At 66.4% G+C, this 13644-nt stretch carries 12 protein-coding genes; 6 read left to right on the top strand and 6 right to left on the bottom strand.

Annotation, left to right across the window (positions count from 1 at the left end):
- Positions 1-77 precede the first annotated feature (77 nt).
- The 3 genes from GOPIP_RS19490 to GOPIP_RS19500 all read left to right on the top strand — a co-directional run bounded on the left by GOPIP_RS19490 (position 78) and on the right by GOPIP_RS19500 (position 2724).
- Positions 78-1208: an NDMA-dependent alcohol dehydrogenase gene (locus tag GOPIP_RS19490; protein WP_006371493.1), complete on the top strand. Its 1131-nt coding sequence runs from the start codon at positions 78-80 to the stop codon at positions 1206-1208.
- 27 nt (positions 1209-1235) lie between these two features.
- The gene (locus GOPIP_RS19495; RefSeq protein ID WP_006371494.1) at positions 1236-2081 is read left to right on the top strand and encodes a serine hydrolase domain-containing protein; all 846 of its coding nucleotides are present in this window, start codon (positions 1236-1238) and stop codon (positions 2079-2081) included.
- A 124-nt stretch (positions 2082-2205) separates the two neighbouring features.
- A complete protein-coding gene (locus tag GOPIP_RS19500; RefSeq protein ID WP_006371495.1) occupies positions 2206-2724 on the top strand; it encodes a DUF3145 domain-containing protein in 519 nt (172 codons plus the stop codon).
- A 360-nt stretch (positions 2725-3084) separates the two neighbouring features.
- On the opposite strand, the gene GOPIP_RS19510 is transcribed toward GOPIP_RS19500, so the two are convergent.
- From GOPIP_RS19510 to aceE, 6 genes are all read right to left on the bottom strand, one after another.
- Positions 3085-4536 (bottom strand): acyl-CoA carboxylase subunit beta, encoded by a 1452-nt coding sequence (locus GOPIP_RS19510; RefSeq protein WP_006371497.1) that lies wholly within the window; start codon positions 4534-4536, stop codon positions 3085-3087.
- Positions 4537-4565: 29 nt separating this feature from the next.
- Positions 4566-5837 (bottom strand): KasA/KasB family beta-ketoacyl-ACP synthase, encoded by a 1272-nt coding sequence (locus GOPIP_RS19515; protein WP_035728464.1) that lies wholly within the window; start codon positions 5835-5837, stop codon positions 4566-4568.
- Positions 5834-6139, bottom strand: coding sequence for a meromycolate extension acyl carrier protein AcpM (acpM, locus tag GOPIP_RS19520; protein ID WP_006371499.1), 306 nt, complete (start codon positions 6137-6139; stop codon positions 5834-5836). The genes GOPIP_RS19515 and acpM overlap by 4 nt, the downstream gene beginning before the upstream one ends.
- Before the next feature lie 133 nt (positions 6140-6272).
- Positions 6273-7181 carry an ACP S-malonyltransferase gene (locus GOPIP_RS19525; RefSeq protein ID WP_035728476.1) on the bottom strand — a complete coding sequence of 303 codons (909 nt, stop codon included), beginning with the start codon at positions 7179-7181 and terminating at the stop codon, positions 6273-6275.
- A gap of 195 nt (positions 7182-7376) precedes the next feature.
- The gene (locus GOPIP_RS19530; protein ID WP_006371501.1) at positions 7377-8648 is read right to left on the bottom strand and encodes a PucR family transcriptional regulator; all 1272 of its coding nucleotides are present in this window, start codon (positions 8646-8648) and stop codon (positions 7377-7379) included.
- Positions 8649-8756: 108 nt separating this feature from the next.
- The gene (aceE, locus tag GOPIP_RS19535) at positions 8757-11603 is read right to left on the bottom strand and encodes a pyruvate dehydrogenase (acetyl-transferring), homodimeric type (RefSeq protein WP_026920035.1); all 2847 of its coding nucleotides are present in this window, start codon (positions 11601-11603) and stop codon (positions 8757-8759) included.
- Positions 11604-11924: 321 nt separating this feature from the next.
- Here aceE and GOPIP_RS19540 point away from each other — a divergent pair, with 321 nt between their 5' ends.
- The 3 genes from GOPIP_RS19540 (at position 11925) to GOPIP_RS19550 (ending at position 13540) form a co-directional block, all read left to right on the top strand.
- Positions 11925-12482, top strand: coding sequence for an Rv2240c family protein (locus GOPIP_RS19540; RefSeq protein ID WP_035728467.1), 558 nt, complete (start codon positions 11925-11927; stop codon positions 12480-12482).
- Between the two features lie 141 nt (positions 12483-12623).
- Complete coding sequence (locus tag GOPIP_RS19545) at positions 12624-13061, top strand: DUF3052 domain-containing protein (RefSeq protein ID WP_006371504.1); 438 nt, start codon at positions 12624-12626, stop codon at positions 13059-13061.
- On the top strand, positions 13058-13540 hold the full coding sequence (locus GOPIP_RS19550; RefSeq protein ID WP_006371505.1) for a peroxiredoxin: 483 nt from the start codon (positions 13058-13060) through the stop codon (positions 13538-13540). The genes GOPIP_RS19545 and GOPIP_RS19550 overlap by 4 nt, the downstream gene beginning before the upstream one ends.
- The last annotated feature ends 104 nt before the right edge of the window (positions 13541-13644 follow it).

Consider the following 13644-nt stretch of genomic DNA (forward strand, 5'->3'; position numbering starts at 1 on the left):
CAAAACTGGAACACGTTACAATTCTGCCCAGGGAGTGGCATGCGCCACGCCGTGCCGGCACGAGTGGAGGTTCGAGGGTGAAGACCAAAGGTGCACTGCTGCGGGAACTGAACAAGCCGTGGCAGATCGAGGAGATCGAGATCGGTGATCCCAAGGCGCACGAGATCAAGATCCGGATGGAAGCGGCCGGGATGTGCCACTCCGATCATCATCTGATGACCGGTGGCATCCCGATGGCCGGATTCCCGATTCTCGGCGGTCATGAGGGGTCCGGCGTGGTCGAGGAGATCGGCGAGGGGGTCACCGACTTCGAGGTCGGCGATCACGTGGTGCTCTCCTTCATCCCGTCGTGCGGCAAGTGTCCGTCGTGCAAGTCGGGCATGGCCAACCTCTGTGACATGGGTGCCATGCTCTTACAGGGAGAAGCGGTGTCGGACAACACGTTCCGAATCCACACCGCCCAAGGTGAGAACGTCTACCCGATGACGCTGCTCGGTACGTTCGCGCCGTACATGGTGGTGCACGAGGCGTCCGCGGTGAAGATCGACAAGTCGATTCCGTTCGAGGTGGCGGCGCTCGTCGGTTGCGGGATTCCCACCGGCTATGGTTCCTCGACCCGTAGCGGCGATGTCCGCCCGGGTGAGGACGTGGCGATCGTCGGCGTCGGCGGCGTGGGCACCGCCGCACTGCAGGGCGCGGTGATCTCCGGTGCGCGCAATGTCTTCGCGATCGACCCGGTCGAGTGGAAGCGCGAGCAGGCCATGAAATTCGGGGCCACCAAGACCTTCGCCTCGATCGAGGAGGCGGCACCGGCCATCGCGGAGATCACCTTCGGGCACATGTGCCACAAGGTGATCGTCACCGTCGGTGAGGTCCACGGCAAGGACGTCGACAGCTGGATGGGGATCACCGCCAAGGGCGGTACGTGCGTGTTGACGGGCATGGGCAACATGCTCGAATCCGACGTGACCCTGAACCTGGCGATGCTCACCCTGCTGCAGAAGAACCTGCAGGGCACCATCTTCGGCGGCGCCAACCCCAAACTCGACATCCCGCAACTGCTGTCGATGTATCGGATGGGCAAACTGAACATCGAGGACATGATCACCCGGCAGTACCGCCTCGACCAGATCAACCAGGGCTACCAGGACATGCTGGACGGCAAGAATATCCGCGGAGTCATCCGCTACACCGACGAGGACCACTGAGCGCGATGCCGCGTAACCTCTGCTGATGTGGCGGTACTGGATGCATTAGCTGAGTGGCCGGTGGACAATGTCGCGGCCGCGGTGATCGGCGGCTCGGGCATTGTCTCGAGCCATGGCGATATCGACCGGGTGTACGAACTGGCCTCGGTGACCAAGCTTCTGGTTGCCGAGGCCGTTCTGGTCGCGGTGGAAGAGGGTGCGCTCGAACTCGACGATGAGGCGGGACCGCCCGGGGCGACGGTGGCCCACTTGCTGGCGCATGCTTCCGGACTGGCCTTCGACAGCCGAACGGTGATGGCCCCGCCGGCCACCCAGCGGATCTACTCCAGTGCCGGATTCGAGGTGCTCGCCGAGACCGTCGAAGCCGCGACGGGCATCGACTTCGCCGAGTATCTGCGGCAATCGGTGTGTGAACTACTGGGGATGACCCGTACCGTCCTCGATGGTCCGGCCGGGCATGGCGCACGCTCGTCGGTCGCCGACCTGGCGCGCTTCGCAGTTGATCTGTTGGTGCCGACGGTGCTGTCGTCGGAGATGCTGGACCGAGCGACCCGCGTCGCCTTCCCGGGTCTCGACGGATTCGTGCCCGGTTATGGCAAACACAAGCCCAACGACTGGGGGCTCGGGTTCGAGATCCGGGGGCACAAGAATCCGCACTGGACCGGTGCGAACAACTCGCCGGAGACCTTCGGTCACTTCGGGCAGTCGGGGACCTTCCTGTGGGTCGACCCACGCTTCGGCCGGGCGTGCGTGGTGCTCACCGACCGGCCGTTCGGTGCGTGGGCCAAGCCGTTGTGGAGCGAATTCAACGACAGTGTGTGCGAGGCAATGGGCGGCTGGCGGTTGTCCACTCCAACCACACAAGATTCATAAAAGCGCATCAGAAACTGGCGCAACACGTACCTCATAGGGCACAATCGGTATCACGAGTGTGCTATCCGGTGTTGCGAGGTGTGTTGGGGAAGACGTTCCTCGTCGACAACCGGAGGTGACCAAGGTGCGCAACCTGAATCAGTTTGCGGACGTGACAACAGGAGTGGTGTACATCCACTCGGCGCCGGTGGCGCTGTGCCCGCATGTGGAGTGGGCTCTGTCGTCGACCCTGAATGCGCGCGCGAACCTGAAATGGTCGGCACAGGATGCCGAGCCGGGGATGCAGCGTGCGACGGTCGATTGGGCAGGGCCGGTGGGCACAGGCGCCCGTTTGGTGACCGCGCTGCGCGAGTGGTCGGCGTTGCGCTTCGAGGTGACCGAGAACGCCAGTGAGGGCGTCGACGGCGAACGCTTCTGCTACGTCCCGGGATTGGGTTTGTGGCGCGGTTCGATGAGCGCCAACGGCGACGTGATCGTCGGGGAGACCCAGCTGCGCGCGATGATCGAGTCGCAGCCCGACAGTGCCGGTCTGGCCGGCGAGATCGAATCGGTGCTCGGCACGGCGTGGGACCACGCACTCGAGGCCTACCGCATGGGTGGTTACGGTGCCGAGGTCACCTGGCTGCAGCAGCGCGTCGGATAGCTCACGAGACTCTCATTCGGCCCCGGCATCCGCCGGGGCCGAATTGCGTGCACGGGCACCGCGTACCGCGCCACACCATCAGGACGACAAGCGCTGCCAACGTAGGGAAGGGCGCTGTCGGCGCAGGGAAGAGCGCCGTCGCCGTCGAGATGAGCGCTGTCGGCGTAGGGAGCAGCGCTGTCGGCGTCGAGACGAGCGCTGTCGGCGTAGGGAAGAGCGCTGTCGGCGTAAACCCACTCACCACGCCGCCGCGCGCCCGCGTCTGGACTGACGAAGAGCGAGGAGCGCAGCGACAATGCGATGAGGAGGGAAGACGCGGGTTATAGCGCGGACGGCACGCGACGGCGGAGCCGGCGCCAATCACAAAGGTATGTTCTTGTGCCGCCCGCGTCGTGACGGTGCTGCGGCGAGTGCGGCGGTGATGATGCTGCGGGTTTTGGCCGGGTCGATGACTTCGTCGACGACGCCGATGGATTGGGCGCGTCCGACGCCGCCGGCGATGGCTTCGTGTTCGGCGGCCAGGCGGTCGTGGAGGGCTTCGCGTTCGTCGTCGGGGGCGGCGGCGAGGGCTTTCTTGTGCAGGATTCCCACGGCGGCTTTGGCTCCCATGACGGCGACCTCGGAGCCGGGCCAGGCGTAGACGGCGGTGGCGCCCAGGGCGCGGGAGTTCATGGCGATGTAGGCCCCGCCGTAGATCTTGCGGGTGACCAGGGTGACTCGGGGTACGGTGCATTCGGCGAAGGCGTGCAACAGTTTTGCGCCGCGTCGTACGACGCCGTTCCATTCTTGGCCGACGCCGGGGAGGTAGCCGGGGACGTCGGTGATGACGACGAGCGGGATGCCGAAGGCGTCGCAGAGTCGGACGAAGCGGGAGGCTTTTTCGGCGCTCTCGGAGTTGAGGCAACCGCCCATGCGTAGTGGGTTGTTGGCGATGACGCCGACGCTGTGTCCGGCGAGGCGGCCGAACCCGGTGACGATGTTCGGAGCCCATTTCGCTTGCAGCTCTTCGAAACTCGAGATCTCGGTGTCGCCGTCGGCGGCGAGTTGGGTGTCGAGGAGGGCGGTGACGACGGGGTGCACGTCGTAGGCCCGGCGGTTGGATTCGGGCAGCAGGGCCTTGAGGTCGGTGTCGCCGGCTTCGGCGTGCTCGGTGTCGAACCGGCCGGGGCGGGCGAAGGTGGAGACGAGTCGACGGGCGCGCCAATAGGCGTCGGCCTCGGAGTCTGCGGTGATGTGGCTGACCCCGGACTTCTTTCCGTGGGTGAGCGGGCCGCCGAGCGATTCCATGTCGACTTCTTCGCCGGTGACGCTCTTGACGACGTCGGGTCCGGTGACGAAGACGCGACCGGCGGGGGCCATGATCACCACGTCGGTGAGTGCGGGTCCGTAGGCGGCGCCGCCGGCGGCGAATCCGACGACCACCGAGATCTGCGGGATGTAGCCGGAGGCCCGCACCATCGCCTCGAAGACTCCGCCGACGGCGTGCAGGGCTTCGACGCCTTCGGCCAGACGGGCACCACCGGAGTGCCAGATGCCCACGACCGGGGCCTGTTCGGTGATCGCGGTGTCGATGGCGTTGACGATGTGGGCGCACCCCACGACACCCATGGCACCGCCCATCACGGTGCCATCGGTGCAGTAGGAGACGGTGCGAACGCCGTTGACCTCTCCGATCGCTGCCTGCACTCCCGATTTGTCCCGGGGGTGCAGCAGCGACAGGGAGCCTTCGTCGAAGAAGTTGGTCAACCGCAGCAGTGGATCTCGCGGATCGACTGAGTCCTCATGGCCGGTGATGGGGGCCAATGTGGTCATCGCTGTCTCCTCGGGGGTGTCGCGAATGGTCAGTAGCGACCGAAGGCGAGCGCCACGTTGTGCCCACCGAAGCCGAACGAGTTGTTCAGCGCGTAATCAATCTGACCATGACGGGCCTGCCCGTGCACCACTTCGATGTCGCACTCGGGGTCCTGGTTCTCCAGGTTCAGCGTCGGCGGGATGACGCTTTCCTCGACACTCTTGATCGTAAGCACCGATTCGAGGGCTCCGACCGCGCCGATGGAGTGACCCAGGGCCGACTTGGGGGCATACACCGCGGCGTGGTCGCCGATGGCCGCCTTGATCCCGACCGCTTCGGCGGTGTCGCCGATGGGGGTCGAGGTGGCGTGCGCATTGACGTGGGTGATGTCCTTCTTGGTCAGCCCGGCGGTCTGGATGGCCCGTGTCATCGCTCGTGCGTTGCCCTGACCGCTGGGGTCCGGGGCGACGAGGTGGAAACCGTCGGAGGTGATACCGGCACCGAGCACGCGCGCGTGGATATGTGCCCCACGGGCTTTGGCGTGTTCCTCACGTTCGAGGATCAGCATCGCCGCGGCCTCGCCGAAGACGAATCCGTCGCGATCCTTGTCGAACGGTCGTGACGCCGCGGCCGGGTCGTCGTTACGGGTGCTCATCGCGCGCATCATCGAGAACGCGGCGATCGGGATCGCATCGATGTGTCCCTCGACGCCGCCGGTGACGACCATGTCGGCATCGCCCATGACGATGTGCCGCCAGGCGTGCGCGATCGCCTCGGCACCCGACGAGCACGCCGAGACCGGGGTGATCACACCTGCGCGTGCGCCGATGTTGAGGCCGACGACGGCGGCCGGGCCGTTGGGCATGGCCATCGACACCGCGAGCGGGGAGACCTTGCGGTAGTTGCCGGAACTCTCGATCGCCTTGACGGCGTCGACCATGGCGTCGCCGCCGCCTTGGCCGGTGCCGAGCACCACGGCGAGGCGTTGGGGATCGACTTCGGGTTCGCCGGCCTGCGCCCACAGGCGCTTGCTCATGACGTGGGCGATCCGCTCGACGTAGGCCATGCGGCGAGCCTCGACGCGGGTGACCTCGTCGGCCGGATCGGAGAGCAGTCGCCCGCCGACGCGGCAGGGCAGTTCGCCGAATTTGGTGACGAAGTCGTCGGTCAGCTCACGGATGCCGGTCTTGCCGTCGAGCAGCCCCTGCCAGGTCGATTCGAGGTCGACACCGAGGGAGGTGGTGGCCACCATCGAGGTGACCACCACACTCGGGAAGTTCCCGCCCAGCGTTGAGTATTCGCGGAGGGACGGCGAGCTCACGAGTTCTGTTCTGCCTCGATCTGGGCCTGGATGGCGGCAGCGGCTTCGGGGTTCTCGGCCTCGAGCTTCTGGATGTAGTTGACGGCGTCACCGACGGTGCGCAGGCCGGCGAGGTCCTCGTCGGGGATCTTCACGCCGTACTTGTCCTCGGTCTGCACCGCGATCTCGACCATCGACAGCGAGTCGATGTCGAGGTCATCGACGAACGACTTCTCCATCGTCACCTCGGACGGCTCGATGCCGGTGACTTCCTCGATGATCTCGGCGATGCCGGCAATGAGTTGTTCCTGGGTGGCAGCCACGTGGGTGGTTCCCTTCTCGTGATTTAGCTGTGGGTGGTGATTGTCCGGAGCTACCCGAGGCACGAAAGCACCTCGGGTGCTTGGATATCCGGTGACAACCGGATTTCCGGTGGGGTCGCGTGGGACGCGACCACTATCCAAGTTCGATGACCTTCTCGATGTCGTCGGGGGTCTTCCACGCCACGGTGGGGGTCCCCTTCATCTCGCGCTTGGCGATGCCGGCGAGAGCGCCGGCGGGCGGGAGTTCGACCAGAGAGGTGACGCCGACCTCGCGCATGTAGGCCGAGCACAGGTCCCAGCGGACCGGGCTGGTGACCTGCGTGACGAGCTTGCTCAGCGCCTCGGCGCCATCGGCGACCGGCCGGCCGTCGGAGTTCGACAGCAGGACCCGGGCCGGGTCGGCGGGGGTGATCTTCGACGCGGCAGCGGCGACGGCGTCGCGTGCCGGGGCCATGTAGTCGGTGTGGAAGGCGCCGGCGACGGCGAGTTTACGGATGCGGGCCTTCTCCGGCGGACTCGCGATCAGCTCGTCGATGGCCTCGACCGGTCCGGCGGCGACGATCTGGCCTGCGGCGTTGCGGTTGGCGGGCACAAGCGCGAGCTCGTCGAGACGGGCGAGGACCTGGCCCTCGTCACCGCCGAGCACCGCGGCCATGGTGGTGGCCTGGCGTGCGCAGGCCTTGGCCATCTCGGATCCGCGGATCGCGGCCAGTTTGACGGCTTCGTCGGAGCTGATGACGCCGGTGATGGCCGCGGCGGCGAGTTCGCCGACCGAGTGACCGGCGATCACGGCGTCGTCGGGCAGCTCACCGCGCTTGAGGTACTCATCGAAGGCCAGCAGGGCCGCGGCGACGACGAGCGGCTGGGTGACCGCCGTGTCGGTGATCTCCTCGGCGGTGGCGGTGGTGCCGAGCCGTTCGAGATCGAGTTGGATCAGCTTCGACCACGTCGCCAGCTGATCGCGGACGCCGGGGAGTTCCAGCCACGGAATCAACATGCCGGGTGTCTGAGAGCCCTGACCGGGCGCAAGCATCGAAAGCACGTGACCAGAGAACACCGTTTCGGCGTCCTATGTGGGTGTGGAGGTCGCTAGACCTCATCGGAAGGATTTGTGGGGTTCCCACAAAGGTGTCTCTGGCTGGTTCCGCATCGTCATCACTTCGAGATTCGTTACAGAAATGTGTCCGAAAGGCATCTGCCAGCGGAAATGTGGAAACAGCGGTGTTACTGATGTTCCTCATGTGGCTGAGTGTGGCGATTCGTTCCTCAGATGTGTCAATCGTCCGACGGTTGCCGCGATACGTAAGACGTAGCCGTCGCGAGGGTTAGTTGGATCACGTCCTGTCACTTCTGCAATTTTCTTCAGTCTGTACCGGACAGTATTTGGATGGATATACAGTTCGCGGGCACATGCCTCCACCGAGCCGCCACAGTCCAGATAGGACTCGAGGGTGCTGTTGAGGGTCGAACCGCCGGTCGACAGCGGACGCACCAGCGTCTCGATGAGTGTCGCCGTCGCCGATGCGTCACCGTTGAGTGCCCGCTCGGGCAACAGTTCGAGGCTGTGCACCGGCCGCGGTGCGCCGGGCCAGCCGACGACTGCGGAGATCCCGGCCATCGCCTCGGTGGCGCTGGTGTGCGCCGCGCCCAGATTGGGCATGGTCGGCCCGATGACCACCGGGCCGTCGGCGAAGTGGTCGAGCAACGCATTGCTGAACGGATCGGTCATCTTGATCGGCCCGCTGACGATGGTCACCAGCAACGTGCCCTGCACCACCGAAAGTGCGGCCCGGTCATAGCGTTTCGCGGTGTTGTGGATCGCCAGCGGGACCGAGACGTTCTGTTCGGGAGGTGGCGCGCCGACGATGACGGTGGCCGGGGCGTCGGAATCCCAGTTCAGCGCGGCCGCCCGCGACAACAACTGTGGGCCGGTGTCGCCGCGGACGACGGCGTCGACCACCAGGGCCTCCAGACGCGAGTCCCACGCGCCGCGCGATTCGGCCGCCGACGCGTAGATGGCCGCGGCGGCGAACCCGATCTCGCGACCGTAACGCAGCACCGACTCGGTCAACGCGCGGAGTTGGGCGTCGTTGCGGGCGAGCAGCGGCAACCACTTCTCGAAGAACTCCATCGCCACGCGCACCATCTCCACGGTCTGCAGCAGCGTGATGCGGCGCGCGAGATCCTGCGGGACGACCTGAAAGGCCTGAACGGTGAACTTGACGTTGCCCTCGGGGTCCTGAATCCATTCGACGAAGTTCACCACCGCGGTCTGCACGACCAGCTGCACGCTGGCACGCTGCGCGGCGTCGAGATCGGCGAAGTAGGGGAGCTGGTCCTGCATCGAGTGGACGGCCTCGGTGGCCAGTCGACCGCTGTACTGCTTGACGCGACGCAGCAGCGTGTCGGGCAGTGCGTCGTGCACGGTGGCCGGTGCGGGCACGTGCGCACCACGTTCCCCGAAGACGTCGCTGGGCGGCGGCGTCTGATTCACCCGATGCTCCGACATGTGTTCACAGTAGGCGTCCGCGGCCGCCGGGCCGACGAATGCGCCGTCAACGACTGCGGCGGTCGCCCGCGAAGGGGCGACCGCCGCAGTCGACGGACCGGTCGAACTCTAGGCGCTGCCGGTGTCGGCGTAGGACACCTCGGCGGCGTTGACGTCGGTGATCTGGTACTTGTCGGCGGCTTGCGCCGCGACGCCGGCATCGATGTGCCCGTCGCGGGCCAGGGCCACCAGCACCCCGACGACGATGGACTCGGCGTCGACGTTGAAGACCCTACGAGCGGCCGGACGGGTGTCGGAGAACCCGAAGCCGTCGGCACCGAGCGTCAGATACGTGCCCGGCACGTAGGCGCGGATCTGCTCCTGGACACCACGCATGTAGTCGCTGACCGCCACGAACGGCCCGGCGGTGTCCGAGAGGACCTTGGTGACGTAGGGCTGACCCGCATCCTGCGACGGGGTCCGCACCGCGGCACGGTCGATCGCGATGCCGTCGCGGGCGAGTTCACTCCACGACGTCACCGAGTACACCGCGGCGCCGACGTTCCAGTCCGCGGCCAGGAGCTCCTGGGCGCGCAGCGCGTCGGGCATGGTCACCCCCGAGACGAGGATGTTGGCCGGGTACTGCTTGTCCTGCGGGGCCGGGCTGAACCGGTAGATGCCCTTGAGCACACCTTCGATGTCGAGGTCGTCGGGCTTGGCCGGCTGACTGATCGGCTCGTTGTAGACGGTGAGGTAGTAGAAGATGTTCTCCGGATTCTCGCCGTACATCCGACGCAGACCGTCGGCGACGATGTGTCCGAGTTCGTAGGCGAAGGCCGGGTCGTAGGCCACCACCGCCGGGTTGGTCGCCGCGAGCAGCGGTGACTGGCCGTCGGCGTGTTGCAGGCCCTCGCCGGTCAGCGTGGTGCGTCCCGCGGTGGCGCCGATGACGAAGCCGCGCGCCATCTGGTCGGCGGCCGCCCAGAAGCTGTCGCCGGTGCGTTGGAAGCCGAACATCGAATAGAAGATGTAGAGCGGGATCATCGGCTCGTCGTGCGTCGCATACGAGGTGCCGACGGCGGTGAACGAGGCGGCCGAGCCGGCCTCGTTGATGCCCTCGTGCAGGATCTGGCCCTCGCTGCTCTCCTTGTAGGCGAGCATCAACTCGGCGTCGACCGAGGTGTAGAGCTGTCCGTTGCGGTTGTAGATCTTGAGCGTCGGGAACCACGAGTCCATCCCGAAGGTCCGCGCCTCGTCCGGGATGATCGGCACGATCCGATGGCCGATCTCCTTGTCGCGCAACAGATCCTTGAACACGCGCACCAGTGCCATGGTGGTTGCCACCTGCTGTTTGCCCGAGCCCTTTGCGGTGGTCGCGAGCGCCTTGCTCACATCGGGGGACAACGCCTTGGCCTTGGTACGGCGCGCGGGCAGGAAGCCGCCGAGGTTCTTGCGGCGGTCGAGCATGTACTGGATCTCCGGGGCGTCCATCCCGGGGTGGTAGTACGGCGGCAGGTACGGATTCTCCTCGAGTTGGGAGTCGCTGATCGGGATTCGCGTCTCGTCGCGGAAGTCCTTGAGATCGTCGAGGGTCAGCTTCTTCATCTGGTGGGTCGCGTTGCGGCCCTCGAAGTGCTTGCCCAGGGTGTAACCCTTGATCGTGTGCGCCAGGATGACCGTCGGCTGACCCTTGTGCGCCATCGCCGACGCGTAGGCGGCATAGATCTTGCGGTAGTCGTGGCCGCCGCGCTTGAGATTCCAGATCTCGGCGTCGGACATGTTCTTGACGAGTTCCTTGGTGCGCGGATCGCGGTTGAAGAAGTGTTCCCGCACGAAGGCGCCGTCGTTGGCCTTGTAGGTCTGGAAGTCGCCGTCGGGCGTGGTGTTCATCAGATTCACCAGGGCACCGTCGCGGTCGGCGTGCAGCAGTGCATCCCACTCACGGCCCCACACCACCTTGATGACGTTCCAGCCCGCGCCGCGGAAGAACGACTCGAGTTCCTGGATGATCTTGCCGTTGCCGCGGACCGGTCCGTCGAGCCGCTGCAGATTGCAGTTGATGACGAAGGTGAGGTTGTCCAGGCCCTCGGTCGCGGCGAAACTGGCGAACCCGCGTGACTCCGTCTCGTCCATCTCGCCGTCGCCGAGGAAGGCCCACACGTGCTGGTCGGAGGTGTCCTTGATACCGCGATCGTGCAGATAGTGGTTGAAGCGCGCCTGATAGATCGCGTTCATGGGACCGAGACCCATCGACACCGTCGGGAACTGCCAGAACTCGGGCATGAGTCGCGGGTGCGGGTAGGAGGGCAGACCGCCGCCCTCACCGGCGTGACTGTGCTCCTGCCGGAACCCGTCCATCCGCTCGGCGGTGATCCGGCCCTCGAGGAAGGCACGGGCGTAGATACCCGGCGACGCGTGACCCTGGATGAAGATCTGGTCGCCGCCGCCTGGGTGTTCGTGCCCGCGGAAGAAGTGGTTGAAGCCGACCTCGTACAGCGACGCCGACGACGCGTAGGTCGAGATGTGACCGCCGACCCCGACCCCGGGACGCTGAGCGCGGTGCACCATGATGGCGGCGTTCCAGCGGATGAACTGACGGAAGGTGCGCTCGACGCCCTCGTCGCCGGGGAACCAGGGTTCGAGTTCGGTGGGAATGGTGTTGACGTAATCGGTGGACGTCAGCGAGGGGATGGCGACGTGCTTCTCGCCTGCGCGCTCGAGCAGCCGGAGCATCAGATAGCGGGCTCGGGCCGGTCCGGCATGTGCGACGAGGTTGTCGAAGCTCTCCAGCCACTCGCCGGTCTCGTCGGGGTCGATGTCGGGCAGGTAGGACGCGACACCCTCACGGATGACGCGCACGCGCGGACCCGACCTGTCGGGGGTGCCGCCGGAGGTCGCGCTGACGTCCTTCTCTGCCTGTTCGGTCACGGTGATGCCTACTCCTCGATCGGGCCGGGCGGGGGTGCTGCCCGGCATGCGATGACACGAGAGTCCGTCGACGACGATGGTGTGCTCGCTCACGGACCCACCCCACATCGTGCCCCATGTCGCCTCGCTTGGCATCGGGGGTGTTCGGATTGGGCGCGTAGTACCTGACCTGCGGTAGCGTTCGGTTTGTGATTACCACGGAGTAAGGAGCGTGCAGTGAGGCGTGCATCGGCCCGCCGGGCATACCGGGCGGAGCTGCGCAACGTCGGGGGGTGCCACAGCGGGACAGAAGAATGCCATCAGACGGATGCCGACCAGGGGCGCTCCGGGGTGTTGCGCGTCCGGAGAACCGCCGGGGGTGCGACACGGGTGGGTGTGACCGTGGTCCTGACGGCCGTGATCCTGACGGCCGCGGTGCTGATCTTCGCCGGATGTGCGACGTCGGTGCCCGGCGCGCCGACCGTCGACTCCGCACAGGTGTCGATGTACCGGTCCGAACAGTCGGCCTCGACCTCGGCGGCGCGCCGGGAGCTCGCGGTGACGCTGTGTCGGCAGGCCATGTCGTCGATGGTCGTGATGGTCCGCGGGTACAACACCTTTGTCGATCGTCTGAACGCGGTCCAGTCCTACGACCGTGTCGGTGACCTCGACGACCGCGCCCGGGCGAGCCTGATCGCCGGTGTGGACCAGATCCGGGCGAAGGTCACCGGTGCGGTCACCGCCGACGTGACCGGCCCGGTGAACGCCTTTCTCACCAGCTCGGGGCGGCTCGGTGACGCCATCGGACGACGTGAGCTCGTCGGCCTGAATCCGATCGCCGACACCTGGACCCGCGACAAGCAGTCCGTGCTGGCCGTCTGCGCGACCTACCTGCCGACCCCGCCCGGACTGGCCCCGACCACGACCGGTGCACGCCCACCCGGATAGCCCCGCGGCGCGCGAGTTCATGAATTCGTGTCGGTGCACGATCGTCGAGTGCATTACGCTGTCCCAATAGTCGGCTGATCGGGTCGGCTGCGATCGAATTGCCGACACGGCGAAACATGTTGACTTGGGAGGTCTCGCGCGGTGGTAGCCGCCTCAGGGAGCAATGGCTCCGACGGCAGCAGTGCACAGAAACTGGGGTTCGCCCCCGGCATGGTGGTCCAGGAACTCGGCTGGGACGAGGACACCGACGACGACCTGCGTGCCGACATCGAGGACACGATCGACGCGGAGATGCTCGACGAGGACGCCGACGACGTCATCGACGCGGTGGTGCTCTGGTGGCGCGACGACGACGGTGACCTCGTCGACCGTCTGATGGACGCGATCGGCCCGCTCGCCGACGACGGATACGTCTGGGTCTTCTCGCCGAAGACGGGCAATCCCGGTTACGTCGACCCGAGTGAGATCGCCGAGGCGGCGCCCACTGCCGGGTTGACCCAGACCTCGGTGGTCAGTCTCGGCGACTGGTCGGGTTCGCGTCTGGTGCAACCGAAGTCGCGTTCCGGCAAACGCCCATGAGCGCTCCGGAGATGTCGGTCCCGCTGGGGATCGGCGCCACCGCACCGGACTTCGAGCTACGCGACCAGAACAACCAACGGGTCTCGTTGTCGCGGTTGCGTTCCGAGGGTCGCAAGGTCCTCATCGTGTTCTTCCCGCTCGCTTTCACCGGCACCTGCCAGGGCGAACTCGGGTACATCCGTGACAATCTGCCGCGCTTCGCCAACGACGAGGTGACCACGGTCGCGGTGTCGGTCGGGCCGCCGCCGACGCACAAGGTGTGGTCGGCGGCGCAGGGGTTCCTGTTCCCGATCCTGTCGGATTTCTGGCCGCACGGCGACGTCGCCCGCTCCTACGGCGTGTTCAGCGAGGGCCGCGGATACGCCGATCGCGGAACCTTCCTGGTCGACACCGACGGCAGCATCGCCTTCGCCGACGTCGTCGGCCCGGGTGAGGCGCGCTCGGAGGCCCTCTGGGACAAGGCGCTCGCCGCCGTCTGACTCAACTGTCACCGCACCGCTCGCCACGAGCGGGGCGCCAAGTCTTGACCAAGTCGTTGCACGCCTCGGGTTGCGACAGAAGTGACTGGTGTAGTTCAGTGTGA

The sequence above is a fragment of the Gordonia polyisoprenivorans NBRC 16320 = JCM 10675 genome (assembly GCF_000241325.1).
Classification (GTDB): domain Bacteria; phylum Actinomycetota; class Actinomycetes; order Mycobacteriales; family Mycobacteriaceae; genus Gordonia; species Gordonia polyisoprenivorans.

Bases quoted from the DNA above. Each gene is read 5' to 3' on its own strand.
- GOPIP_RS19510 (WP_006371497.1), bottom strand. From the start codon at position 4,536: ATGACCACATTGGCCCCCATCACCGGCCATGAGGACTCAGTCGATCCG.
- GOPIP_RS19530 (WP_006371501.1), bottom strand. From the start codon at position 8,648: ATGTCGGAGCATCGGGTGAATCAGACGCCGCCGCCCAGCGACGTCTTC.
- aceE (WP_026920035.1), bottom strand. From the start codon at position 11,603: ATGCCGGGCAGCACCCCCGCCCGGCCCGATCGAGGAGTAGGCATCACC.
- GOPIP_RS19550 (WP_006371505.1), top strand. From the start codon at position 13,058: ATGAGCGCTCCGGAGATGTCGGTCCCGCTGGGGATCGGCGCCACCGCA.